This is a genomic window from Micromonospora sp. NPDC000442 (assembly GCF_042898635.1).
In the GTDB taxonomy this organism is placed as follows: domain Bacteria; phylum Actinomycetota; class Actinomycetes; order Mycobacteriales; family Micromonosporaceae; genus Micromonospora.
The window spans coordinates 281,995-307,209 of the sequence record NZ_JBIAYZ010000006.1 but is presented as its reverse complement, the minus strand read 5'-3'; the positions used below and the strand labels follow the sequence as shown (position 1 = coordinate 307,209).

The 25,215-nt window shown below is 72.7% G+C and carries 20 protein-coding genes and 1 pseudogene; 10 read left to right on the top strand and 11 right to left on the bottom strand.

From position 1 onward, the window contains the following. Positions 1-21 precede the first annotated feature (21 nt). The 7 genes from ACFY2A_RS12590 (at position 22) to ACFY2A_RS12560 (ending at position 9,746) form a co-directional block, all read left to right on the top strand. Positions 22-1,239, top strand: a complete 1,218-nt coding sequence (locus tag ACFY2A_RS12590) for an ROK family protein (RefSeq protein WP_387171176.1) — start codon at positions 22-24, stop codon at positions 1,237-1,239. 256 nt (positions 1,240-1,495) lie between these two features. After that, positions 1,496-3,943, top strand: coding sequence for a glycoside hydrolase family 3 C-terminal domain-containing protein (locus ACFY2A_RS12585; RefSeq protein WP_387171174.1), 2,448 nt, complete (start codon positions 1,496-1,498; stop codon positions 3,941-3,943). Continuing rightward, on the top strand, positions 3,940-5,013 hold the full coding sequence (locus ACFY2A_RS12580) for a LacI family DNA-binding transcriptional regulator (protein ID WP_363920731.1): 1,074 nt from the start codon (positions 3,940-3,942) through the stop codon (positions 5,011-5,013). Before ACFY2A_RS12585 ends, ACFY2A_RS12580 begins: the two co-directional genes overlap by 4 nt. After that, positions 5,010-7,208: a glycoside hydrolase N-terminal domain-containing protein gene (locus tag ACFY2A_RS12575; protein WP_387171172.1), complete on the top strand. Its 2,199-nt coding sequence runs from the start codon at positions 5,010-5,012 to the stop codon at positions 7,206-7,208. The genes ACFY2A_RS12580 and ACFY2A_RS12575 overlap by 4 nt, the downstream gene beginning before the upstream one ends. A gap of 62 nt (positions 7,209-7,270) precedes the next feature. Then, positions 7,271-8,407 (top strand): hypothetical protein, encoded by a 1,137-nt coding sequence (locus ACFY2A_RS12570; protein ID WP_387171170.1) that lies wholly within the window; start codon positions 7,271-7,273, stop codon positions 8,405-8,407. A 123-nt stretch (positions 8,408-8,530) separates the two neighbouring features. Then, positions 8,531-9,124 carry a pyridoxamine 5'-phosphate oxidase family protein gene (locus tag ACFY2A_RS12565; RefSeq protein WP_387171168.1) on the top strand — a complete coding sequence of 198 codons (594 nt, stop codon included), beginning with the start codon at positions 8,531-8,533 and terminating at the stop codon, positions 9,122-9,124. 280 nt (positions 9,125-9,404) lie between these two features. Beyond that, positions 9,405-9,746, top strand: a complete 342-nt coding sequence (locus ACFY2A_RS12560) for an RNA polymerase-binding protein RbpA (RefSeq protein WP_046564157.1) — start codon at positions 9,405-9,407, stop codon at positions 9,744-9,746. 56 nt (positions 9,747-9,802) lie between these two features. On the opposite strand, the gene ACFY2A_RS12555 is transcribed toward ACFY2A_RS12560, so the two are convergent. The 4 genes from ACFY2A_RS12555 to ACFY2A_RS12540 form a co-directional block, all read right to left on the bottom strand. Continuing rightward, positions 9,803-10,357 carry an FxsA family protein gene (locus ACFY2A_RS12555; RefSeq protein ID WP_387171166.1) on the bottom strand — a complete coding sequence of 185 codons (555 nt, stop codon included), beginning with the start codon at positions 10,355-10,357 and terminating at the stop codon, positions 9,803-9,805. Between the two features lie 90 nt (positions 10,358-10,447). Further along, on the bottom strand, positions 10,448-11,227 hold the full coding sequence (locus tag ACFY2A_RS12550) for a polyprenol monophosphomannose synthase (protein ID WP_387171316.1): 780 nt from the start codon (positions 11,225-11,227) through the stop codon (positions 10,448-10,450). A 41-nt stretch (positions 11,228-11,268) separates the two neighbouring features. Beyond that, positions 11,269-12,924 (bottom strand): apolipoprotein N-acyltransferase, encoded by a 1,656-nt coding sequence (gene lnt / locus ACFY2A_RS12545; protein ID WP_387171164.1) that lies wholly within the window; start codon positions 12,922-12,924, stop codon positions 11,269-11,271. A gap of 44 nt (positions 12,925-12,968) precedes the next feature. Beyond that, positions 12,969-14,549, bottom strand: coding sequence for an FAD-dependent oxidoreductase (locus ACFY2A_RS12540; RefSeq protein WP_387171162.1), 1,581 nt, complete (start codon positions 14,547-14,549; stop codon positions 12,969-12,971). Positions 14,550-14,620: 71 nt separating this feature from the next. Here ACFY2A_RS12540 and ACFY2A_RS12535 point away from each other — a divergent pair, with 71 nt between their 5' ends. Then, on the top strand, positions 14,621-15,199 hold the full coding sequence (locus tag ACFY2A_RS12535; protein WP_363920719.1) for an XRE family transcriptional regulator: 579 nt from the start codon (positions 14,621-14,623) through the stop codon (positions 15,197-15,199). Between the two features lie 468 nt (positions 15,200-15,667). On the opposite strand, the gene ACFY2A_RS12530 is transcribed toward ACFY2A_RS12535, so the two are convergent. The 6 genes and pseudogenes from ACFY2A_RS12530 to ACFY2A_RS12505 all read right to left on the bottom strand — a co-directional run bounded on the left by ACFY2A_RS12530 (position 15,668) and on the right by ACFY2A_RS12505 (position 22,438). After that, a complete protein-coding gene (locus ACFY2A_RS12530; RefSeq protein WP_387171160.1) occupies positions 15,668-16,999 on the bottom strand; it encodes a glutamate mutase L in 1,332 nt (443 codons plus the stop codon). Next, entirely contained in the window at positions 16,996-17,388 is a 393-nt protein-coding gene (locus ACFY2A_RS12525) for a hotdog domain-containing protein (protein ID WP_093402361.1), read from the bottom strand. Before ACFY2A_RS12525 ends, ACFY2A_RS12530 begins: the two co-directional genes overlap by 4 nt. After that, on the bottom strand, positions 17,385-18,140 hold the full coding sequence (locus ACFY2A_RS12520) for an OAM dimerization domain-containing protein (protein ID WP_363920714.1): 756 nt from the start codon (positions 18,138-18,140) through the stop codon (positions 17,385-17,387). Before ACFY2A_RS12520 ends, ACFY2A_RS12525 begins: the two co-directional genes overlap by 4 nt. Before the next feature lie 59 nt (positions 18,141-18,199). After that, positions 18,200-19,759 (bottom strand): annotated as a pseudogene (locus tag ACFY2A_RS12515) (lysine 5,6-aminomutase subunit alpha); the annotation flags it as partial. Then, positions 19,756-21,324, bottom strand: coding sequence for an amidohydrolase (locus ACFY2A_RS12510; protein WP_387171158.1), 1,569 nt, complete (start codon positions 21,322-21,324; stop codon positions 19,756-19,758). The gene ACFY2A_RS12510 and the pseudogene ACFY2A_RS12515, both read right to left, overlap by 4 nt. A 4-nt stretch (positions 21,325-21,328) precedes the next feature. Beyond that, positions 21,329-22,438: a zinc-binding alcohol dehydrogenase gene (locus ACFY2A_RS12505; RefSeq protein WP_387171156.1), complete on the bottom strand. Its 1,110-nt coding sequence runs from the start codon at positions 22,436-22,438 to the stop codon at positions 21,329-21,331. Positions 22,439-22,531: 93 nt separating this feature from the next. Here ACFY2A_RS12505 and ACFY2A_RS12500 point away from each other — a divergent pair, with 93 nt between their 5' ends. Then, positions 22,532-23,938: a lysine 2,3-aminomutase gene (locus ACFY2A_RS12500; RefSeq protein ID WP_363920708.1), complete on the top strand. Its 1,407-nt coding sequence runs from the start codon at positions 22,532-22,534 to the stop codon at positions 23,936-23,938. A gap of 72 nt (positions 23,939-24,010) precedes the next feature. On the opposite strand, the gene ACFY2A_RS12495 is transcribed toward ACFY2A_RS12500, so the two are convergent. Then, a complete protein-coding gene (locus tag ACFY2A_RS12495; protein ID WP_387171154.1) occupies positions 24,011-24,205 on the bottom strand; it encodes a CsbD family protein in 195 nt (64 codons plus the stop codon). 386 nt (positions 24,206-24,591) lie between these two features. On the opposite strand from ACFY2A_RS12495, the gene ACFY2A_RS12490 reads away from it, so the two are divergent. Then, the gene (locus tag ACFY2A_RS12490) at positions 24,592-25,203 is read left to right on the top strand and encodes a histidine phosphatase family protein (RefSeq protein ID WP_387171152.1); all 612 of its coding nucleotides are present in this window, start codon (positions 24,592-24,594) and stop codon (positions 25,201-25,203) included. Positions 25,204-25,215 lie beyond the last annotated feature (12 nt).

Below are 25,215 nucleotides of genomic sequence, written 5' to 3'. Positions count from 1 at the left end.
GGCGCAGGGAGCGGGCAGATCGTGATCAGCATCCACAACGAACCGCAGCCGACCGACCTCGGTGACGTACGCGTCGCCAACCGGGCGGTGGTGCTGCGGCACGTACGTCTGCACGCCCCCTGCTCCCGCGCCGACATCGCCGCCCGCACCGGCCTGAACAAGGCCACCGTCTCCAGCCTGGTGACCGAGCTGATCGACAAGCGACTGGTCCGCGAGACCGGGCTCACCGAGAACCGGGTCGGCCGACCCGCCACCATGCTGGTCCTCGACGGTGAGCCGTACGCCGCGCTGGGCCTGCAGATCGGCCCCGACGAACTGGTGGCCGTCGCCGTCGACCTCGGCGGCAACCGCCTGCTGACCTGGCGGCGGGCCTTCGCGGCGACCACCGTGCCCCCCACCGAGACGCTGCGTGCCCTGGCTGCGCTCGCCCGGCGGGCGGTCGGGCGGGTCACCGCCCAGGGCCGCACCGTGCTGGGCCTCACCGTCGGCGTACCCGGACTGGTCGACCCGTCCGGCGCGGTGCCGCTGGCCAGCGCCCTGGGCTGGCGGGACGTGCCGGTCGCGGCAGAGCTGCGCGCCATCCTGCGGGATCCGGAGTTCGCCGTCGGGGTCGACAGCGTCGCCAACCTCGCCGCCCTCGCCGAGCAGCGGCACGGCGCCTACGCCGGCAGCACCGACCTGGTCCACCTGACCGGCGGGCTCACCGTCGGCGCCGGCATCATCGCCGCCGGACGATTGCTGCGCGGCGGACGCGGCTTCGCCGGTGGCATCGGACACCTGTCGCTGGACCCGGCCGGGCCGACGTGCACCTGCGGCACCCGCGGCTGCCTGACCGCCCTGGTCGGCCTGCCCGCCGTGGTACGCCGGCTGCTGCCCGACGTCGAGGCCGACGGCCCGGTGATCGACTATCTGCCGGAACTGACCCGGATCGTGACGCTCGCCCGGCAGGACGACCCGGGCGTGTGCAGCGGCCTGGCCGAGACCGGCCGGCACCTCGGCCGCGGCGTCGCCGTCCTGGCCGACCTGCTGAACCCGGAGACCGTCGTGCTCGGCGACCACTTCGCCACCCTGGCGCCCTGGCTGCTGCCGGCAGCCCGGTCGGAGCTGGCCGCCCGGGCCCACGCCCCGGGCGCCGGCGGGTGCCGACTGGAAGCCTCCACCCTGGACACGGCCGCCGCGCTCGGCGGCGCCACCGCCGCCCTGGCCACCGTCGAGGCCGGACGGCTACCCGCCCGCTGATCCGACCGGCAACGTTCCCGGTCGATGCCCGCTCGGCCGGTCGGAGTCTTGACCCGACCCGCCGCAGGTGCCAACCTCGAAGCGAGCCGCTCCGCTACGGGCACCCGGGGCGGCTTGCTTTCCACGGTTTGTCGAAGCGCTTCGCCAGCGTCCGGGCCGACGACCGTCACCCCACCATGACCTGCGAGGCCGCTCGGCCATCCGCCGTCGAAGCGCTTCGACCTCCGGCGCGCCGGGCACTGGAAGGCGATCCACCATGACCGACCGCACCACGCCCGCGATCCGGGACCGGATCGACGACCTGCTGGCCCGGCTCACCCTGCCGGAGAAGATCGGGCTGCTGCACCAGTGGCAGGCCCCCGTACCCCGGCTCGGCCTGCCCGGCTTCCGCACCGGCACCGAGGCGCTGCACGGCGTCGCCTGGCTCGGCCCGGCGACCGTCTTCCCCCAGGCCGTCGGCCTGGCCAGCAGTTGGAACCCCGACCTGGTACGCGCCGTCGGCGACGCCGTCGGCGACGAGGTGCGGGCCAAGCACCACGACGACCCGCAGCGCGTCGGCCTCAACGTGTGGGCGCCGGTGGTCAACCCGCTGCGCGACCCCCGCTGGGGACGCAACGAGGAAGGCTGGTCGGAGGACCCGTGGCTGACCGGCCGGCTCGCCACCGCCTACGCCCAGGGTCTGCGCGGCGGGCATCCCGAGCGGCTGCGGACCGCCCCCACGGTCAAGCACTTCCTCGGCTACAACAACGAGACCGACCGGGCCACCACCTCAAGCGACCTGCCACCCCGGGTGCTGCACGAGTACGAACTGCCGGCGTTCCGCGCCCCCCTCGCCGCCGACGCGGCGGTCGCCGCGATGGCCGCGTACAACCTGGTCGACGGGGTGCCGGCGCACCTGAGCCCGCTCATCGACAGCGAACTACGCCGGTGGGCCCCCGGCGAGGTCCTGGTCGTCGGCGACGCCGGAGCGGTGAGCAACATCGCCGGCATGCAGGGCCACCTGCCCGACCACGTCCGCGGGTTCGCCGCGGCGCTGCGCGCCGGAATCGACAGCTTCACCGAGGACGACGCCGACAGCGGGCCGACCCGGCGACACCTGACCGAGGCACTGGACCGTGGACTGATCACCGAGTCCGACGTGGACCGGGCGGTCCGTCGGGTGCTCACCGTCCGGCTGCGGCTGGGTGACCTCGATCCACCGCACACCGACCCGTACGCCGCGACCGGCCCGGAGGTGATCGACTGCCCGGTGCACCGCAACCTGGCCCGGGAGGCCGCCCGGCAGTCCATCGTGCTGCTGCGCAACCGTGGGCTGCTGCCGCTCGCGCCCAACCTGCGGGTCGCCGTGCTCGGTCCGCTAGCCGACACCCTGCACACCGACTGGTACAGCGGCACCCTGCCGTACGCGATCAGCACCCTCGAGGGGCTGGCCGAGCGGCTGCCGACGGTCACCACCCACCCCGGCACCGACCGGATCACGTTGCGGGTCGGCGACCGTTACGTGGGCTGCACCGACCAGGCCGAGGGCGGGCCACTGACCGTCGGTGTCGACCCGGCCTCGTTCGACGTGTTCGACTGGGGTCGGGACAGCGTCGCGTTACGGGCCGTCGGCAACGGCCGCCACGTCGGCGTCGACGACGACGGCGCACTTGTCAACGACCGGTCCGGTCCCGGCGGCTGGGTGGTCCGGGAAACCTTCCAGTTCGACCCGCTGCCCGACGGCACCGTGCTGCTGCGCCACCTGGCCACCGACCGCTACGTCACGGTCGACGACAACGGCCGGCTGCGGGTCGACGGCGACGACCGGCGGGCCGGCACCGGCTTCGGCATCGACGTGGTCACCGACGGCGCGGCCCGGGCCGCCGAGCTGGCCGCCGCCGCCGACGTGGCGGTGGTGACGTTGGGCAACCATCCGATGGTCAACGGACGCGAGACCGAGGACCGCCTCGACCTGTCCCTGCCGGCCCGGCAGGAGGCGATGCTGCGCGCCGTGCACGCCGCCAACCCACGCACCGTGCTGGTGGTGACAAGCAGCTACCCGTACGCGCTGGGCTGGGCACAGGAGCACCTGCCGGCGGTGCTCTGGTCGGCGCACGGCGGGCAGGAGCACGGCCATGCCCTGGCCGAGGTGCTCCTCGGCGACACCGACCCCGGTGGCCGGCTCACCCAGACCTGGTACGCCGACACCGCCGACCTGCCCGACCTGCTCGACTACGACGTGATCGGCGCGGACTCCACCTACCTGTACTACCGGGGCGAGCCGCTGTACCCGTTCGGGCACGGACTGTCCTACGCCGAGTTCGACTACCGCGACCTACGACTGAGCGCCACTTCGGTGAGCGTCGGCGAGGAGGTGGAGGTGAGCGTGGACGTCACCAACACCAGCGACCGTCCCGGAGTGGAGGTGGTGCAGCTCTACACCCGGCAACGGCGCTCCCGGGTGAAGCAGCCACTGCGGCAACTGCGCGACTTCACCCGGATCGTCCTCGCCCCCGGTGAACGGCGTACCGTCACGCTGCGGCTGCGCAGCGCCGAGCTGAGCTGGTGGGACGCCGACGCGGGCACCTTCGTGGTGGAGGACGCCACCCACACCGTGCTGGTCGGGCGTTCCGCGACCGACGTGCGGCTGGTCGGCGCCGTGGCCGTACGCGGTGAGCCGCTCACCCGCCCGGCCCGGCCGCACGCCACGAGCGGGGTCCGGTGAGCGGGCGGGGCCGGGTGCCGTCCGGTCAGCCCACCATCGCCGACGTCGCCCGGCACGCCGGTGTCGCGGTGAGCACCGTGTCGTACGTGCTCAGTGGCAAGCGGGCCATCTCGGAGCTGACCCGCAACCGGGTGCTGGCCAGCGTCCGGCTGCTCGGCTACCACCCGAACGCGGGCGCGCGGGCCCTGGCCAGCCGACGCGCCAACGTGATCGCGCTGGTGCTGCCGCTGCGCTCGGGCATCCAGGTGCCGGTGGTGATGCAGTTCGCCACGGCGGTGGTGACCTCCGCCCGCCGCCACGACCACGACGTGCTGCTGCTGACCTCCGACGAGGGCCCGCAGGGGTTGCACCGCATCGCCGCCGGTGCCCTGGTCGACGGGGTGCTGGTGATGGACGTGGAGCTGCACGACGTGCGGGTGCCGCTGCTGCGCGGGCTGGGTCGGCCCAGTGTGCTGATCGGGCTGCCCGCCGACACCGACGGGCTGACCTGTGTGGACCTGGACTTCCACCGGGCCGGGCAGGTCTGCGTGGAGCACCTGGCGGGGCTCGGGCACCGCCGCATCGCGCTGCTCGGCGCACCCGCCGCCGTCTACGACCGGGGCACCGGGTTCGCCCACCGCACCCGCGCGGGCGTGGTCGAGGCGGCGACCCGGCACGGCGTCGAGGCGGTGACGCTGCCCTGCGAGGAGAACGCCGCCGAGGTGCGCGCCCGGGTGGTGGAGCTGTTCGCCCGGCAACCGGAGCTGTCCGGTCTGGTGGTGCAGAACGAGGCGGCGGTGGGTCCGGTGCAGGCGACGCTGGCCGCGCTGGGCCGGCGGGTGCCCGACGACGTGTCGGTGGTTGCCGTCTGCCCGGACCAGTTCGCCGAGCACGCCAGCCCGCGCCTGACCTCGGTGCCGGTGCCCGCCGAGGAGATCGGCCGGCAGGCCGTGTCGTTGCTCATGCGTAAGCTGCACGACGAGCCGACACCGCAGGTGACGCTGCTGGAGCCCCGGCTGACCGTCCGGGACAGCACGGCCGCGGCGACCGGCACCCCGGCGGCGTACGACGGCCGGGCGGCGGCCCGGTGACCGGTGCGGCGCACCGGATCTGGGACACCGCACCGGCGACCGACTGGCAGGACGCGTTCCTCGCCGGCAACGGCGAGTACGGGATCATGGTGCACGGCCGGCCGTGGGCCGAACGCATCGTGGTCAACCACCACCGGTTCGTGCTGCCCAACGGCACCCACGACGCCCGTGCCCCGCAGCTGGCCGCGCTGCTGCCCCGGATCCGGCGGTTGATCCTGGCCGACCGGCGCGCGCAGGCCAGCCGGCTGCTGGCCGGTGACGGCGTGCTGCGCTGGACCCAGTCGTTCCATCCCGGCTTCGCCCTCACCGTCGACGCCGACGGCGGACCGGTCGGCGACTACCGTCGGTACACCGATTTCGACACCGGCGAGGTCGTCGTGCGGTGGGCCGGCGGGAGCCGCCGTTCGTTCGTCTCGCGTACCGATCGGCTGATCGTCACCCGGCTGGACATGGGGGCCTGCCGGGTGGGTGTGACCGGCGACCTGCCGGGCCGCCCCGCCGGGCTGCGTTACGCGGTGGCGGCGTACCGCCGCGACGGGCTGGTCTTCCTGCGGGTGCGGGCCCGCTATCCGACGGCCGGTGCCGCGTACGGCTTCGAGGGGTTGACCCTGTTGTGCGGCGCGGTGGAGCTCGACGGCGACGGAGTGCAGGTCGACGGGCCGGCCCTGCTGTTGACGGTGCTCGACCGCCCGCAGGCCCGGTGGCGTACCGGAGGGCTGGTGCGTCGACTGACCCGTTACCGGGACGCCCGCTACGGTGACCTGCTCGCCCGGCACACGGCCCGGCACACCCCGGCGTACCGGCGGGTCGAGCTGGACCTGGCGGTGCCGACCGCGCAGCGGGCGGTGCCCGTCGGTGAGCTGCTGGCCCGGCAGGCCGCCGACCCGCACACGCTGGACGCGGCCCTGCTGGAGCGGCTGTTCCACGCCGGACGTCACCTGTTGCTGAGCGCCAGCGGCGTGCTGCCGCCCCGGCTGACCGGGCTGTGGCTCGGTTCGTGGGACGCCGCCTGGGCCGGCGACTTCACCACCGACGCCAACCTGAACCTTCAGCTGGCCTCGGCGAACGTGGCCGCCCTGCCGGAGGTCACCGCGGCACACGCCCGGCTGGTACGGACACAGGTCGAGCACTGGCGACGCAACGCCCGGGTGATCTACGGGGCGCGCGGCCTGCTGGCGCCCAGCCGCACCGACGGCGAGCACGGCCACCTGTTCCACCTGCATCCGGACTGGCCGTTCGCGGCGTGGCTGCCGGGTGCGCACTGGCTGCTGTTCCCCCTCTACGAGCGGCATCTGGTGACCGGGGAGCCGCTGGGTGAGGTGGCGGGTTGGCTGGTGGAGGTGGCCGAGTTCTTCGCCGACGTGCTGACCACCACCGCAGGCGAGGGGACGTGGGGGTTCGTGCCGTCGTACTCGGCGGAGACCGGGCCGCTGGACGCCTCGGGCACGGCGGTGCATGTGGCGGTCAACGCCACCATGGACATCGCCGCGGCGCGGCACGCGTTCACCGTGGCCGCCGTGCTGACCGGCCAGCAGCGGTGGGCGCGGTTGGCGGCGCGGCTGCCGCCGTACCGGGTCGACGCCGACGGGGCGTTGGCCGAGTGGGCCTGGCCCGGCTATCGGGCCGACGAGAACCACCGCCACGTCAGTCACCTGTATCCGGTGTGGCCACTGGACGAGATCAACCCCGAGGACACTCCGGAGCTGGCCGGCGCCGCGCACCGGGCGCTGCGCCGCCGGGGTGACGAGAACCTGTCCGCGCACGGCAGCCTGCACCGGGCGCTGGCCGCCGCCCGGCTGCACGACGGGCCGCTGGTCGAGGCGAACCTACTCAAGATCGTCGGCAACGACATGTTCTTCCGGTCGCTGATGAGCGCGCACAACCCGGGTCGGGTCACCTACAACGCCGACGCCGTACACACCCTGCCGGCGGTGCTGATCGAGGCGCTGGTGCAGGGGCGACCCGGTCGGCTGCGGCTGCTACCGGCGCCGCTGCCGGGACTGCCGCGCGGGACACTGCGTGGGGTGAGCTGCCCCGGTCGGGTCACCGTCGAGGAGTTGGCCTGGCGCCCGGGTGCGGTGCGGGCCCGGCTGGTCTCGGCGGTCGCCCAACGACTGCGGATCCGCAGCCCGTACGGCGAGTCGGTACGGCAGGTGACAGCCGGTGAGCCGATCGAGGTGTCGTTCACCCGCTGACCGGCCGGGCCTGTCCGCGACCTCGTCGGCGGTGCCGGACGGCGCACTAGACTCCGCGTTCGATGGACGTTGAGTCGACTGCCGCCGCCGATACCCGCCCCTGCGCCCACTGTGGGCGTGACGTGCCGCAGCGGGCCGGTGCGGGCCGCCCGTTCCGGTACTGCCGGGACAACGACGGTGCCTGCCAGCGGGCCTCCCGTAACAGCCGCATGCGGCACCGCAACGCCCCGGGCCTGCCCGGGCAGGTGGCCCGGACCTGGGAGGCGGTCGACCGGCTCGACCAGATCGTGGTCACCCTGACCGAGGCGCTGCACGCCGAGTTGTCCCCGGCCGGGGTGCAGCGGCAACTGTCCCAGCTACGCGCGGAGACCGCCGGGGAGATCGCGGCGGCGCAGGCCGAACGCGACGAGGCGCTACGGGCCGCCGAGGACGCCGCGGCCCACGCCGAGCGGCAGCGTCGGCAGGCCCAGGCGGCGACCGTCGAGCGTGACGCCGCCCGCGACGAGGCCGCACGCGCGACCGAGCAGGCCGCCTCGGCCGCACACCGGGCGCAGGACGCGCAGACCGCCCGGGACGAGGCGCGGCGGGAGACCGCCGCCGCGCAGGCGTTGCGGGCGCAGGCCGAGGCGGACCGGGACGCCGCCCGCGCCCAGTTGACCTCGGTGCGGGCCGACCTGGCCACCGAACGCCGTCGCAGCGCCGACCTGGTCGCCGAACGCGACGCTGCCCGTATCGAGGCGGAGCGGGCCGCCAACGCCGCCGCCGTGGCGCTCGCCGAGGCCGACCGGCTGCAGGGCGAGGTGGACCGGACGCAGGCCGCAGCCGAGCAGGCCAGGGCGGAGGCTGCGCGGGCCCGTGCCGAGGCGGAGCAGGCCCGTGCGGAGTCGGCCTCGGCCCGCGCCGAGGCCGAGCGGGCGGAGCAGGCGCGGGCGCAGGCCGACGCCGACCGTGAGCAGGCGCGGGCGCAGGCCCGTCAGGCCGGAGAGCAGCAGGCCGCGCTCACCGCCCGCGCCGACCGGTTGGGCGAGGAACTGGCCGGCCTGCGGGCAACGCTCGGCGGCGCGGAGGCTCGGGTGAGCGAGCTGACCGTACGCCTACGCGCCACCGAGGCCGACCGCGACGACGCCCGTGAGCGGGTGGCGCAACTCGCCGCGAAGGTCGCCGACCTGGCCACCGCCCTCACCCGCCCCACCGCCTGACCGTCCCGCTCCCCCTGCCGGGCGTCGATCATGCAGTTGTGGCACCCCAGAAAGCGCGCCATCCGGACAAATCGACTGCCATAACTGCATGAGCGGCGGGCGCGGGTGAGGGAGGATGGCGGCATGGGTAAGATGTATGAGCGCATCGAGGGGCGGCTGCGGGAGTTCATCGAGACACAACCGATGTTCTTCACCGCGACCGCGCCGCTGGCCGGCGACGGCACCGTCAACCTCTCCCCGAAGGGCCTGCGCGGCTGCCTCGCGGTGCTCGACGAGCAGACGGTGGCCTATCTGGACTTCGCCGGCAGCAACGCCGAGACCATCGCCCACCTGCGGGAGAACGGCCGGATCACGCTGATGTGGTGCGCCTTCACCGGCCCGCCGAACATCGTGCGGGTACACGGTCGGGGCGAGCCGGTGTTCCGGGACGATCCCCGCTTTCCCGACCTGCTGGCGCACTTCCCGGACATCGACACCACTCTGCACGGGCTACGGGCGATCATCGTGGTGCACGCCCGGCTGATCCGCGACACCTGCGGCTACGCGGTACCACTGATGACCTACGACACCGACCGGGACCTGCACGGCCGCCGTTTCGCCCGGGAGGACGACACGTCGCTGGACGCCTACTTCGCCGGCAAGGACGACATCGCCACCAGCATCGACGGCCTGCCGGGGCTACCGTTGCCGCTGCCACCGACGCCGCGGACCGGCTGACCGGGCCGCCCGGACCACCCCACCACCGGATGCCCGACCGGCGCGTCAGCCCACCGCGGCGCCCCAGGAAGGCCCCGGCCGGTTACCATTCCCGCTGGCGGTGACGGTCCGCCGAGACGACCCGGCCGGGACGACCCCCGCCGGGCGTACGTCATGGCCGGCTACCCTGGACTGCGCACCCGGGTGTACGGGGTTGTCGAGGCGTGGCCGTGGGAATGGCCCGGCGGAGACGGACCGTTACACCGATAGGACCTGCACCACCGAAGAGGGGAAGTCGATCATGGGCGAGCGTATGCTGCGCGGAAGCCGGCTGGGCGCGGTCAGCTACGAATCCGACCGCAACACGGAGCTCGCGCCGCGGCAGACCCGCGAGTACCTGTGCGCCAAGGGTCACCAGTTCGAGGTGCCGTTCGCCGTCGACGCCGAGGTGCCGACCACCTGGGAGTGCAAGTTCGACGGCAGCGTGGCCCGACTGGTCGACGGCAGCGAGCCGGAGCAGAAGAAGGCCAAGCCGCCGCGTACCCACTGGGACATGCTGCTGGAGCGGCGTTCGATCGCCGAACTGGAGGACATCCTGGCCGAGCGGCTGCAGGAGGTTCGCACCCGTCGCGGTCGCGCCTGACCCGATACGTCAAACGGTGCCCCCGGGAGGATCCCGGGGGCACCGTTTCGCGTCTGTCAGCGCGGTTCCACGATCTCACCCTCGATGGCTTCCCCCTCGACCACCGGAGGCACCGCGGAGGCGGACGTCTGCGGCGTCGTCGTCGGGCTCTGCGGCGGCGGAGCCTGCCCCGGCTGCTGCGGCCCGCCCCGGTACACCCGCACCCGACGGGGACCGAACAGGTCACCGGCGGTCATCGACGACACCCGGCGTTCGGCGGCCCGCTGCACCCCACCCCGGGTCAACCGCCGCACCGGCGGCACCAGCAGCAACAACCCCACCAGGCCGCTGACCAGCCCCGGAGTCGCCAACAGCAGCGCACCGAGCAGCCCCACCAGCCCGTCGGTCACCTGCCGACCGGGCGGCCGACCCGACTGCGCCGCCTCCCGGAAACCCCGCCACGCCCGCACGCCCTCCCGGCGCAGCAACACCAGACCCAGCAGCGAGGCCGCGAACACCAGCAGCGTCGCCACACCGAACCCGAGCGCCCGACCCACCACCACGAACACGGCGATTTCCACGGCCACGGACACCAGCAGAGCCAACGGTACGAACCTCAGTGCTCGGCGCATATCACCCCATCCGCCTCACGGCGCCTCATCGTGTCGGCCCCGCCCCGGCAGCGCAGCCGTCCCGTCCGTCCAGCATGACACGCCGCCCGCTCAGGGCCACCGCGCCTGCGCGGCGGTGGCCGCGTGCAGCCCACGCCGCACCGCCGTACGCCGGTCGCGTACCGCCCAGCCGGTGATGCGCCACAGCGCCTCGACGACGATCAACGGGCTCATCTTGCTGGCACCGCGTTCCCGCTCGGCGAAGGTGATCGGCACCTCCACGATCCGCGCACCCGCACGGTGGGCCAGCCGGGACAACTCCACCTGGAACGAGTACCCCTGCGAGCACACCGAATCCAGGTCCAGGGCGTCCAGCACCCCGGCCCGGTAGACCCGGTAGCCGCCGGTGGCGTCGGCGACCGGCATACCCAACGCCAGGCGCGCGTACAGGTTGCCGCACCGCGACAGCAGCAGCCGCCGCAGCGGCCAGTTCACCACCCGGGCACCCCGGGTCCACCGCGACCCGATCACCACGTCGGCGTCGCGGGCCGCGGCCAGCAACGCCGGCAGGTCCTCCGGGGCGTGTGAACCGTCGGCGTCCATCTCCACCACCGCGTCGAAGCCACGCCGCCGCGCCCACGCGAACCCCGCCAGGTACGCCGCGCCGAGCCCCTGCTTGCCCTCCCGGTGCAACACGTGCACCCGCCGGTCCCTGCCGGCGATGCCCTCGGCGATCACACCCGTGCCGTCCGGGCTGTTGTCGTCGGCGACCAGAATCTCCACCTGCGGTGCGGCCCGGCGGACCCGCCGCACGATCTCGGTGACGTTGTCGGCCTCGTTGTAGGTGGGGATGACCACCAGCACCCGACCCACGCCGGGCACCCCGGTCATCACCGGACGGATGTCGGTTCCGCGTACCACCGCTGCCCCCTTCACCCCGGGTGGGCGGCCCCCGGTACGGATCGGCCGTCCCGCCGGCGCCGCAGCACCGCCGCGCCGACAAGCGCGGCCACCGCCAACCCGGCCAGCGCCACCTCCGGCAGCACCCCGACCCGGGTGGCCAGCGTGCGCCCCTCGGTCAGCCGCAGCTGCCGAACCACGACCGCGCGGGTGTTGAACCCGGTGGCGTCGCTTACCCGCCCGTCCGGGGAGACGAACCCGGACACCCCGACCGTGGAGGCCATCAACGCCGCACGCCCGTGCTCGACGGCCCGCAGCCGCACCATGGCCAACTGCTGACGCGCCTCGGCCTCGTCGAAGGTGGCGTTGTTTGTCTGCACCACCAGCAGCTGCGCCCCACCGATGACGGTGTCGCGGACCAGCCCGTCGTAGGCGACCTCGAAGCAGATCACGTCTCCGAGCACCACCGGACCGCTGTCGACCACCCCCGCCTCGGTGCCGGCCACGAAGTCGGCCCGTACCCGGTCGACCTGGTCGCTGACCATCCGGGCGATCCGGCGCAGCGGCACGTACTCGGCGAACGGCACCGGATGCCGCTTGATGTACAGCTGCTCCAGGTCGGGTCCGCTGCCCGGCCGCCACAGCAGCCCGGCGTTGCGCACCTGCCCCCGCTCCGGCCCGTACAACACCGCACCGACCAGGATCGGCACCCCGACGGCGTCCGCGGCGGCGGAGATCCGCGCCCCGGCCGAAGCGTTGCGCAGCGGGTCGATGTCGCTGGAGTTCTCCGGCCACACCACCAGGTCCGGTCGGGGCCGGGTGCCGGCGGTGACCTCACCGGCCAGCGCGATTGTGGCCTCGACGTGGTTGTCGAGCACGGCCTGCCGTTGGGCGTTGAAGTCCAACCCGAGTCGCGGCACGTTGCCCTGCACGATGGCCACCGTCACACTCGCCGCCGCACGGGTCGTGGCCACCGGCACCAGCAGCCCACCGGCGAGCAGCAGCAGCACCGCCGCGGCGCACCCCGCCGCGGGCACCCACCACCGGACGTCGGCGCCACGGCGGGCCCGTGCCGTCCACCACGCCCCGGCGACAAGCAGCCCACCGGCCAGCGCCACCGCGAACGTCACAAGCGGCGCACCACCGAGCGCGGCCAGCCGCAGCAGCGGCGAGTCGTCCTGCCCGAACGCCAGCCGCCCCCACGGAAACCCGCCGAACGGCGTCCGGTCGCGCAGCGCCTCCTGCCCCACCCACAGCACGCCGGTCAGCGCCGGCCACGCCACCGGGAACCGGTCGGCCAGCGGCGACACCCACGCCGTGGCCATCCCCAGCACCGCCAGGTAGCCGGCCTGCAACAACGACAGCAGCACCCACGGCAGGTAGCCGGTGTGCAGGTTCGTCCAGGCCAGCAACGGCGCGAACAGGGTCAGACCGGTCAAAAAGCCCAGACCGGCACCGGCCCGCAGCCGCCGCCGGTGGGTCGCGGCGGCCAGCAGGGCCACCCCGACCGGCGCCAGCGGCCACCACCCGTACGGCGGGAAGGCCAGCAGCAACGCCAGGCCGGCGGCCACCGCCATGGCGACGGCCACCGGCAGGCGCACCGGACCCGCCGTCACCGGGGCAGGTGGCGGCGGGTCGGACCCGGCGGTGCGGTCCACGGTCGTCACGGGCGGGTCGGGCGCGATCACGCGCCGAAGGCTACCTGCCTGCCGTGATCGGCGGCAGGGGACCGTCAGCGGCGGCGGGCCAGCAGCACCGCGTCGTGGTGGACGACCTCACGCCCGTCCGGGCCGGTCACGGTGCGGCGCCGGGCCTGCGCGGTGAGCACCTCGAAGCGCGCCGGGTCCAGCTCCGCGACGACCTGCTCGGCGGTGTACATCATCTCCGGGAAGTGCTGACGGTGTCCGAAGGTGTGCAGGTCCGCCGGGTGATGCCCGACGATCAGCAGCCGGCCGCCGGGCGCGACCGCGTCGGACAGCCGGGCGAAGACCTCCCGCCGCTGCGGCGGTGGCAGCTGCATGAACTGCGCGGACACCAGGTCGTACGCGCCGGACGGCGGTGACCACTCGAACAGGTCGGCGTGGCTCCACTCGATCCGGGCGGCCACCTCGGTACCGGCGGCCCGGGCGTGGCCGGCGGCCCGCTCCAACGCGACGGTGGAGATGTCCACCGCGTGGACCTGCCAGCCGCGCTCGGCCAGCCACACCGCGTCGGCGCCCTCACCGCTGCCCACGTCCAGCGCCCGACCGGGCGCCACCTCACTGACCTCGGTGACCAGCTGCGGGTTGGGTCGGCCGCTCCACACCGCCGGCTTGGACCGGTAGCGCTCCTCCCACGCCGCCTCGGTGAACATGGTCTCCCGCTGCCGCCGGTGCTCGGCCACCGCGTCGCGGGTGTCCTCCTCCACCAGATCCATGTTGATCATCGCCCCGGCGGTGAGGCCAGCCCCGGCGGCCCGGATCACCTGACCGGTCACGTCGGTCACGTTGCCGGCCACCCACACCCCCGGCACGTCGGTGGCGCCGTTGGCGTCGGCCGGGATCCGCCTGCCGATGACGTGCCCGGAATGCTCCACGTCGACCGGGGTCAACCCGAGCGACTCCAGCAGCGCCGAGCGGGCCGTCATCCGGGAGGCCACCACCACCGCGTCGAGTTCCACCAGGTCCCCGGAGTCCAGCCGCACCCCGGCCAGCCGGTCCCCGGCGGTCTCCACCCCGACGACCCGCCCGGGCACCACGGCCACGCCGCGGGCCGCCAACTCTTCGGCCTCCTGCGGCTGCGGCGGCGCGCTGTCGTGCAGCAGCAGCCGCACATGCGGGCTCCACTGCCGCCACAGCTTCGCCGCGTGCACCGCCAGCGGCCCAGTGGCCAGCACCCCGATCACCTGGTCCCGGACCTCCCAGCCGTGGCAGTACGGGCAGTGCAGCACGTCACGCCCCCACCGCTGCGTCAACCCGGGGACCTCGGGCAACTCGTCGACCAACCCGGTGGTGACCAGCAACCGCCGGGCCCGCACCGTACGCCCGCCGTCGACGGTGACCACGAAGCCGCTGTCGTCGCGGGTGACCGCGTCGACCCGCCCGGCCACGACCTGCCCGCCGTACGCGGTGACCTCCGCCCGGCCCACGGCCACCAACTCCCCCGGCGGGGTGCCCTCCCGCCCCAGATAGTTGTGCACCCCATTTGCCGGGGCGTTACGTGGCTCCCCCGCGTCCACCACCAGCACACTGCGCCGCGCCCGGGCCAACGCCAGCGCCCCCGCCAACCCGGCCGCCCCGCCGCCGACCACCACCACGTCATACCTGTCGTCCATGTCCGCCCCCTCGTCGGTGATGCCTCACACCCTGCAACCAACACCGCCGATCGACAAGTAATCTTGCTGCTATGGCAAACGAGGAGGCGGCGGTGCTGGCAGCGGTCGGACCCCGACTGCGAGCCCTACGCAAACAACGCGGCACCACCCTGAACGAACTCTCCGACACCACCGGCATCTCGGTGAGCACCCTGTCCCGGCTCGAATCCGGCCAGCGCCGCCCCACCCTGGAACTGCTGCTGCCACTGGCCCGCGCCCACCAGGTGCCCCTGGACGAACTGGTCGGCGCACCCGCCGTCGGCGACCCCCGGGTCCGCCCCCGCCCCATCGTCCGCCACGGCATGACGTTCCTGCCGCTGACCCGCCGCCCCGGCGGCCTACAGGCGTTCAAACAGATCCTGCCCCCACACACCCCCGCCGAGGCGCAGCAACAGTCCCACGAGGGCTACGAGTGGCTGTACGTGCTCTCCGGCCAGCTCCGGCTACGCCTCGGCGACCACGACCTGCTCCTCGCCCCCGGCGAGGTCGCCGAGTTCGACACCCGGATACCGCACTGCGTCACCAACCCCGGCCCCGAAACCACCGAGGTGCTCAACCTGTTCGGCCCGCAGGGCGAACGCCTGCACGTACGCGCCCGCCCCACCAGCTGAACCACACCGGCGGACACAGACGAAGTCGGGGCGCGGCATACGCCGCGCCCCGATGCTCCCAGGCCCCTCCCGGCCGGTGCGGCGGAATGTGGCACGCCGACCTTCGGACCGACCCGACGGTGACTGGCTGTCCCCGCCTGGCCGTTGTCTACTGGCCGTGCACCCCATCCTGCCCGTACACCGGTAACCGCGGCCGGTTCGCGCCGCCCCGCCGACCCCCGCCCGCTGGACCTGGCCGCCGCGACTGAACATGCACCGTGTCGCTCGGCCAGCGGACGAAGGGACGAAGCGAACAACAGCCGCTTCCCGTGGTAGGACTCAAAGACGGTACGTGGCCCACCCCCAACCTTGTCAACCCACCCCCGACGAGTCGTCGCCTCATCCCCGGCGTGTCGTGGCGGCCACCACCGGTGGCGGCACCCCGGGCCGCCACCACCACCGGCCGCCGACAGCAGCCGTCCACCCTGGTCAACCCAACAGCGGCCGCAGCAGCGCCCGAGCCGCCACCGGATGCTCCTCGGCGAGCAACCCCGCCGCGGCCAGCACATAATCGGTGTCCACCACCGGTCGGGCCGCACGCGGCAACGCCCACCCACCGGCATGGTCGGTCAACACCGCGTCCAGCACTCCGGCCGCGTCGTTGTCCGGGGCGTGCCGCAGCACCCCACCGGAACCGACCAGCAGCCGCACGTCCCGCAGATCCCGGCCGGCCCGCTCACCGGTGCCCACCCCACGGGCGTGCCGACGCAACGCCACCGTCGCCGCCAACGCCGCGATCCGCGCGTCGACGGCCCGCCCGGCCGCATCAGCCGGCAGGAACCCGGGATCGGCGGCCCGCACCGCAGCCTCGGCAGCCAACCCGTCGACCGCCCCCGCCGCGACGAGACGTTCCTCGACGGCCGCCCGCAGCACCCCGGGGGCGCTCCACCGCACACCCAGGTCCCCCTCGACCGTCCGAGCCCGCCACAGCTCACCGGCCACCTCCCGGCCCGGCCCGCTGGCCCGCTCGTCCGGGGTGAGCACCGAATACACGTCCGTCGTCGCGCCACCCACGTCGACGACCACCAGGTCACCGCCGGCCACGTCGGCGAGCACCTCCACCCCCGACAGCACCGCATCCGGCGTCGCCGCCCGCACCAGCCGGGCGAACCGACCACCCCGCGACAACCCCTTACCACCGATCACATGCCGCAGGAACACCTGCCGGATCGCCGACCGCGCCGACGACGGCGCCAACACCCCGATGCGAGGCAACACATTGTCGGCCACCGTCACCGGCACCCCCGCCCCGGCCAACAACCCGTGCAGGTCGTCACGGACGTCGACGTTGCCCGCCAACACCACCGGCACCCGCCAGCGGGCCCGCGCCAACCGTGTCGCGTTGTGCGTGAGCGTCTCCGCGTCCCCGCCGTCGGTGCCACCCACCAGCAGCACCACGTCCGGGCGGGCCGCCCGCAACGCCGTCACCTCCGCGCGACCCAGCCGCCCGGCCGCCACGTGCACCACGTCCGCCCCCGCCGACAGGCCGACCCGGCGACCCGCCTGCGCGGTCACCAACGGCTCGTAGCCGACCACCGCCAGCCGCAACCCACCACCCGCCGACGAACACACCAACCACGGCACCTCACCCGACCCGAGGCCGACGGTGGCCGCGCCCACCGCCACGTCCAGACCGCGCAGCACATCCGAACCCACAGTGGTCGGCACCGCCGCCGCCGACACCAGCCCACCACCGTCGAGGTCGACCACCGCCACCTTCGTGTACGTCGAACCGACGTCGGCGCAGACCGCGACGTTCACACCGCAGCGGGCACGACCACCGTGCCGGTCGCCGTCACCGCCACCAACGGCTCCGCCAACACCTCCGCCGCCGACGAACCCCGATCCGGCCGACCCCGACACACCACCCGGGCCTCGAAGTCGATGGTGCGACTACGGGTACCCACCCGGGTCACCGTCGCCACCACCTCCAACACGTCACCGGCCCGCATCGGCGCCTTGAACTGCACATCCGAATACGACGCGAACAACCCCTCGTCACCGTCGGTCCGAATACACACCTCGGTCGCCACATCCCCGAACAGACCCAACGCGTACGCCCCGTCGACGAGATCACCCGCGTAGTGCGCATGCGCGTACGGCACATACCGCCGATGCGTCACCGTCACACCCAACCGCCGGTCCGTCATGCCACCCTCGCCTTCCTACCCGTGATCAACGCGTGGACCAGATAGGACGCCACCTCACCCGGGGTCGTACCCCGACCGAAGATCCGATCCACCCCCAGCTCAGCGGCCTGCGACTCGTCGAACCGCGGCCCACCCACGATCAGCAACGGTCGCCGACCCGCCGGCATCGCCTCCCGGAACGCCGCCGACATCTCCCGCGTGTTGTGCAGATGCGCATCCCGCTGCGTCACCACCTGCGACACCAGCACCGCATCGGCCCGCGCCACCCGCGCCGCCTCCACCAACTCCGGCACACTCACCTGCGCACCCAGGTTCGTCACCGCCAACTCGCGGTAGTACTCCAGGCCCTTCTCCCCCGCGATCCCCTTCACATTCAAAATCGCGTCGATGCCCACCGTGTGCGCATCCGTGCCGATACACGCCCCCACCACCGACAACTTCCGCCGCAACCGCCGCTTGACGACCGCGTTGACCTCCTTGGCGCTCAGCAACGGAAAGTCCCGCTCCACCACCCGCACCGCCGACAGGTCCACCAGGTGGTTAACCCGCCCGTACACCACGAAGAACGTGAACCCGTCACCGATCGGCTTCGCGTGCACCAGCAACGCCGGATCGACACCCATCCTGTTCGCCAACTGCACCGCTGCACCCTCGGCCCGCTTGTCATGCGGCACCGGCAACGTGAACGACACCTGCACCATGCCGTCACCGGTGGTGTCCCCGTACGGCCGCACGACACTGCCGCCCGTCATTGCCGGACCTCCTCGGGTCGCGACTGCGGGACCCGCTCGCCGCGCTCGCTCATTCCTCGCGCTCCCGGCTGCTCCAGGATCTCCGTGGCCGGGTTGTAGTAACCCGCCTCGTGCCGCGCCACCCCGTCCAGACCCTTACCCCGGTCCGCCGGCCGCTTCATGATCCCGAACGTGCCCTCGGCGATCGCCGTCAACAACGACTGATCCCCGATCCGCTCCAGCAGATCCACCGCCTCACCCAGCACCCGGTTCGCCCGCTGCTGAATGAACCCACCCGGCACCGGCACGAAATCCTCAGCCAACCCACCCGCCGCACCGAGCACATACCGCACGTTCTGCAACGCGATGTCCCGGTCCGACAACCACGGCGTCACCACCGCCTCCGTCATCATCCCCACCAGCAGGATGCCCTGCCCGGTCACCGTGCCCACCAGGTTGAAGAACCCGTCCAGCAGATTCCCCCGAAACACGTCCCCGGTCATGTGCTTCGTCGGCGGCATCCACTTCAACGGCGCATCCGGAAACAACTCCCGCGCCAACAACGCGTGCGCCAACTCCAGGCGCAACGACTCCGACACATCAGGGTTGATCTCGAAAGCGTGCCCCAGCCCCAACTGCCAGTCCGCCAACCCCGCCTCATGCGCGAAATACTCGTTGAGCAACTGCGACACCGTCACCGTGTGCGCCTCGTCCACCGCGTCCGCGGTGGTCAGGTAGTTGTCCTCACCGGTGTTGATGATGATCCCCGCCCGCGCGTGCACCTGCCGCGAAAACCGCTGATCCACGAACGTCCGCACCGGATTGATGTCCCGGAACAAAATCCCGTACATCGAATCGTTGAGCATCATGTCCAACCGCTCCAGGCCCGCGAGGGTCGCCATCTCCGGCATGCACAACCCCGACGCGTAATTCGTCAGCCGCACATAACGACCCAACTCCTTCGACGACTCATCCAACGCCGCCCGCATCAACCGGAAGTTCTCCTGCGTCGCGTACGTCCCCGCGAACCCCTCCCGCGTCGCCCCCTCCGGCACGTAGTCCAGCAGCGACTGCCCCGTCGACCGGATCACCGCGATCACATCCGCACCAGCCCGCGCCGCCGCCTGCGCCTGCGGAATGTCCTCGTAGATGTCCCCCGTCGCCACGATCAGATAGATCCACGGCCGCCGCGGCGGATCCCCGAACCGCTTCACCAACCGGTCCCGCTCGGCCCGCCGCCGATCGATCCGCCGGATCCCCGCCGCGACCGCCTTCCGGGCAGCCCGCCGCGCCACCGTCGCCGCCCGACCCGACGGCACCTGGAACCGCACCGACCCCGCCGCCGCCTGCTGCGCCAGCAACGTCACATCGGTGATCTGCTCCCGCGCCAGGGCGTCGAACACCGGCACCGCCACCCCGTGCCCCAGACCGACATCCGCCACCACCGCGTCCACCAGCCGGTTCACCCACGGAATACCGTCCGGATCCGCACCGACCACCCCGGCCAGCCGCAGCACCGCCCGCTCCACCGACACCGTGGTATGACCACGCGCCAACTCCACCACCGGCCGCCCGGCCCGCCGCGCCAACTCCCGCGCCCGCGCCACCAGCACCGGATCCAGATCAAGCTTCCCCGTCACGCGGACCCTTCCTCATAGATCACCTCGCCGCGCAACACCGTGCGCCGGCACACCGGCAACGGCGTCGGATCATCCGCACCCCGCGCCTCCGGATCCACGGCCTGCAACACCGGCAACCCCCGCTCCACCCCCGCAGGCGTCGACCACACCACGAACGTCGCCGGCGCACCCAACGCCAGCACCCCCTCGTTGTCCAGATGCACCGCCCGCCAACCACCCCGCGTGTGCGCCGCGAACGCCGCCCGCACACTCATCCGCTGCACCGGGTTGTGATGCGCCACCGCCGCCCGCACCGAACCCCACGGATCCAACGGCGTCACCGGCGAATCCGAACCGAACGCCAACGCCACCCCGACCCCGTGCATCGCCCCCATCGGATTCGACGCCAACGACCGCGCCAACCCCAACCGCGACTCATACATCCGGCCCGCGCCACCCCACAACCGGTCGAACGCCGGCTGCATCGACGCCACCACCCCGAACTCCACGAACCCGGCGATCAACCGCCGATCCACGATCTCCGCGTGCTCCACCCGATGCCGCGCCGCCCGCAACCGGTCCGTACCCAACCGCCGCGCCGCCCCCGCGAAACCCTCAAGCACCGTCGACACCGCCGCGTCACCGATCGCATGGAACCCGCCCTGCATCCCGTGCGCCGCACAATCCAACAAATGATCACGAACCTGGTCCGCGCTCAGATAACCGTGACCACACCCGTCACCATCGACATACGGCTGCGACAGATGCGCCGTACGCGAACCCAACGCACCATCGGCGAACAGATCACCACCGGCACCGACCGCACCCAACTCCCGCGCCCGAGCCGCACCACCCAACTCACCCCAGTACCCGTACACCTCCGGCACCCCCGCACCGGAAATCGCCAACAGGCCGGTGAAATCCTCCTCGTCGGAAATCTCCGGCCCACCACACTCGTGCACCGCCGCGATCCCCACCGACGCCGCATACCCCAACGCCACCCGCTGCGCCGCCACCCGCTGCGCCCGCGTCACCGACGCCCGCGCCACCGCCCGCACCACATGATGCGCGTCCCGACGCAACCAACCCGACTCGTCGTACCCCGACCCGGCCACCGCCTCCGGACACGCCGCCAACAACGCCTCCGACACCAACGCCGAATGGATCGACGCCTGCGACAGGTACACCCGCCGACCATCGGCCGCCCGACCCAACTGCGCCGCCGACGGCGGCTGCGCCACCGGCCACGTCGACTCGTCCCACCCGTGCCCCAGCACCACCGCGTCCGCCGGCAGCCCCGCCGCGTACGCCGACACCGCGTCCAACAACTCACCGGCCGACCGCACCCCGGACAGATCCAGCCCGGACAACACCAGACCCGTGTCGCTGACATGCACATGCGCGTCCACGAAAGCCGGCGTCACCAACGCACCGTCCAGCTCCACCACCCGGTCCGCCGACGGGGCGTCGGCATCCGAACCCAGCCACACGATCCGCCCGTCACGGACCAACAGCGCCGTCGCGGACGGATCCGCCGGGCAGTGCAGCACACCAGCGCGGTACAACGTCGAGGGGTTGTTCGTCATGACCTCAGTCTGCCGCCAGCCGTGCCTCGAACAGCCCACGCACCCCCGGCTCACTCCGCAACAGACCCAACGCCAACTCCGCGTGCCCCGGCACGTACCCGTTGCCGACAAGCATCGTCACGTCCGCCGCCAGACCCTCCGCACCCAACGCCGCCGCCGCGAAGCTCGTCGCCATCGAGAAAAAGATCACCGTGCCGCCGTCCGCGGTCGCCAGCACCGCACCGTGCTCACAACCCGGCACATCCACGCACACCACCGTCACGTCCGCCGGAACCCCGAGCGCCGAGGTCACCGCCGTCGACAACGCCACTGGATCACGGGCGTCGGCCAACGCCACCGCGTCGGCCAGCCGCGCCGCCGCCAGCGCGTCGCGCTCCGCGACCACCGGCACCACGCCGACCGTACGATTCGCGCCCGCCCGCCGCGCCGCCGCAAGCGACAACGAACCACTCTTACCCGCGCCGCCGACCACCGCCACCGTCACCGGCCGGGCATCCCCCTCAGCCGCCCGCTCCGCCACGTACCGGGACACCACCCGCGACGTCAACGCCGGCGCACCGCACACGTCCAACACCGCCAGGGACAACTGCGGATCCAGATCCGCCGGCAGCACCGCCGCGACCGACCGGGCGAACAGAATCGCCCACCCCGCACACGGCACCTGCTCGCTACGGCCGTCCCAGCCGGCCAATCCGTCGGTCACCACCAGCGGAGTCAACGTCAACGACACCAGCGTGGCCACCCGCTCGCCCGCCTTCAGCCCCAACGGCGAACGTCGACCCGCCTCCTCGACCGTGCCGATCAGCATGCCACCCGACCCCGTCACCGGGTTCTGCATCTTGCCCCGGGTCGCGATGATGTCGAGCACCTCGGCCCGGATCGCGTCGCCGTCCCCACCGTGCTTGACGGACAACTGCCGGAAACTCGCCGCGTCCAGGTTCAGCCGCTCCACCCGGATCCGCACCTCGTTCGGCGCGATCTCCGGACGCGTGTCGAGCCGCCAGGCGGCCTGTGGCAGCACGCCCCCGGGTTCCACGACGCGGTGCAGACCCACCGGTGACGTCACACCGACCTCCCCTGTCCGGCCGCCTGAAGCCTCGCCTTGGACTCGCATGGCGGGAAAACTTACGGCAGAATAATTTCTCAACCGAAATTTTTCCAGTAGCCTTCGGTTCGTTGATCACCCAGGAAGACCAGAGGAGGGGCCGTGACCCAGACCCGACCGCCGGTGCAGACCATCCCGGCAACCCCGCCGGCCCCCACCACCGCCCGCACCGGCCAGCCCTACGAATACCGCCGCAGCCCACTCGTCGAACCCGACTGGACCCGCTTCCCCGGCTGGCGCCACGTCACCCGCGACCAGTGGGAGAGCGCCCAGTGGCAACGCGTCAACTGCGTCAAGAACATCAAGCAACTGCGCACCGTGCTCGGTGACACCGTCGACGACACCTTCTACGCCGACCTCGAAGCCGACCAGCGCGCCCTGGCCACCATGTCCATGCTGGTGACCCCACAGATGATCAACACTATGGCGCCGTACGCCGCACCAACCACCGAGGCGCTGCTCGCCGACCCGATCCGGCGCTACATGATCCCGGTCGCCTCCGACCGGCGCACCGACTGGCCGTCACACCCCTACGCCACCCGCGACTCCCTGCACGAACACGACATGTGGGTCGCCGAGGGCCTCACCCACCGCTACCCCACCAAGGTCCTCGCCGAACTGCTCTCCACCTGCCCGCAGTACTGCGGGCACTGCACCCGCATGGACCTGGTCGGCAACTCCACCCCCACGGTGGACAAGCTCAAGCTCACCCTGAAGCCCGTCGACCGCTACGACGCCCACATCAGCTACCTCAAGGCCCACCCGGGTGTTCGCGACGTCGTGGTCTCCGGCGGCGACGTGGCCAACGTGCCCTGGCGCAACCTTGAGTCGTACCTGATGCGCCTGCTGGAGATCGAAACCATCCGGGACATCCGGCTCGCCACCAAGGCCCTCATGGGCCTACCCCAGCACTGGCTGCAACCCGACGTCGTCGAGGGTCTGGAACGAGTCGCCCGCACCGCCGCCCGCCGCGGCGTCAACCTCGCCATCCACACGCACGTCAACCACGCCCAGTCGCTCACCCCACTGGTCGCCCGGGCCGCCCAGACCGCCCTCGACATCGGCGTCCGCGACGTACGCAACCAGGGCGTGCTGATGCGCGGAGTCAACGCAACAAGCACCGACCTGCTCGACCTCTGCTTCGCGCTACAGGGCGAGGCGGGCATCCTGCCCTACTACTTCTACATGTGCGACATGATCCCCAACGCGGAGCACTGGCGCGTCCCGGTCTGGCACGCCCAGCAACTCCAGCACGACATCATGGGCTACCTGCCCGGATACGCCACCCCGCGGATCGTCTGCGACGTGCCCTTCGTCGGAAAGCGCTGGGTGCACATGGTCACCGAGTACGACCGGGAACGCGGAATCTCCTACTGGACGAAGAACTACCGCACCTCCATCGAATCAGCCGACCTGGAGGCACTCAGCAAGCGCTACGCCTACTACGACCCGATCGACACCCTCCCGGAGGCCGGTCAGCAGTGGTGGCGCGTACACCGCGACGACTGACCCGGGCCGGTCTCCTCCGCACCGCGAAGCGGGCCGCCGGATCATCCGGCGGCCCGCTTCCGTGCCCGGCGGTCACCTGGTGAAGGTGTCCTTCGCCTTGCGCCCGGCATCCTTGATCTTCTCGCCGGCCTGACGGCCGTGGGCACTGCTCTGCTCGCTGCCACCCTCGCCCCGCATGCGCTCGTTGTCGGCCATGTTGCCGATGCGCTCCTTGGCGGCGCCGCTCAGTTCCTCGACCTTGTTCTTCGCCTTGTCGGTGAAGCTCATGTCGCCTCCCTGCCTGCTTCGGCGGTCCGCGGAGCGATCCGCTCCGCTTTCTGTGGTGTCCCCCTGTGCTGTGGCGTGAAACGGGCTGGTCAGCCTGTGGTGGCGGGCACAAACGCTAAGGCATCCTAGGACACTAGGGGTATAGCGTGAGTGTGGTCGGTCCCAGGAGACCAGGCGGGATCGGGCGACGACGGCGAGCACGACCTGACCGCCCGATCCCGCCCCAAAGCAGCAGGGCGATCGGCGGCCGGTTCCGGCCCAGGACGATCCCGTCGCCGACCGGCATGGGGCGCGGTGTCCTGGTTGACTAAGGGCATGGGCCAACGAATCCCCCCAATCGGCGCGCTGAGGTCGCACCGTGGTGGGCAGCGACGCGGTGCGACGGCATGAACGAGATCCTGCTCGTCCGCCACGGCGAGACCACGTGGAGCGCGAGCCGCCGCCACACCTCGTACACCGACCTGGCGCTCACCCCCGACGGCGAGCGGCAGGCCCGCGCGCTCGGACCGGCCCTCGCCGGTCGCCGGTTCGTCGCGGTGCTGACCAGCCCACGGATCCGGGCACTGCGCACCGCGCAGCTGGCCGGGCTGGCCGTCACCGGCTCCGACGACGACCTCACCGAATGGCACTACGGCGACTACGAGGGCCGCACCACAGCGGAGATCCAGGACGAACGGCCCGGGTGGAGCGTCTGGACCGACGGATGCCCGGGCGGCGAGTCGCCCAGCGAGGTCGGCGAACGCCTGGACCGGCTGCTCGCCAGGCTGCACCCCCTGCTCGACCGAGGCCCCGTCGCGTTGGTCGGACACGCGCACGCACTACGCGTGCTGGGCGCCCGGTGGGTCGGGCTGCCACCGTCCGCAGGCGGGCTGCTCCGCCTGGACACCGCCACCCTCAGCCTGCTCGGCCACGAACACGGCCGACGGGTGATCCTCAGGTGGAACCAAGCCGTCGCCCAGCCCACCGGGCCGGCGACCGGGTCGACCGGTCGGCACTGACCCGTCCGAAGA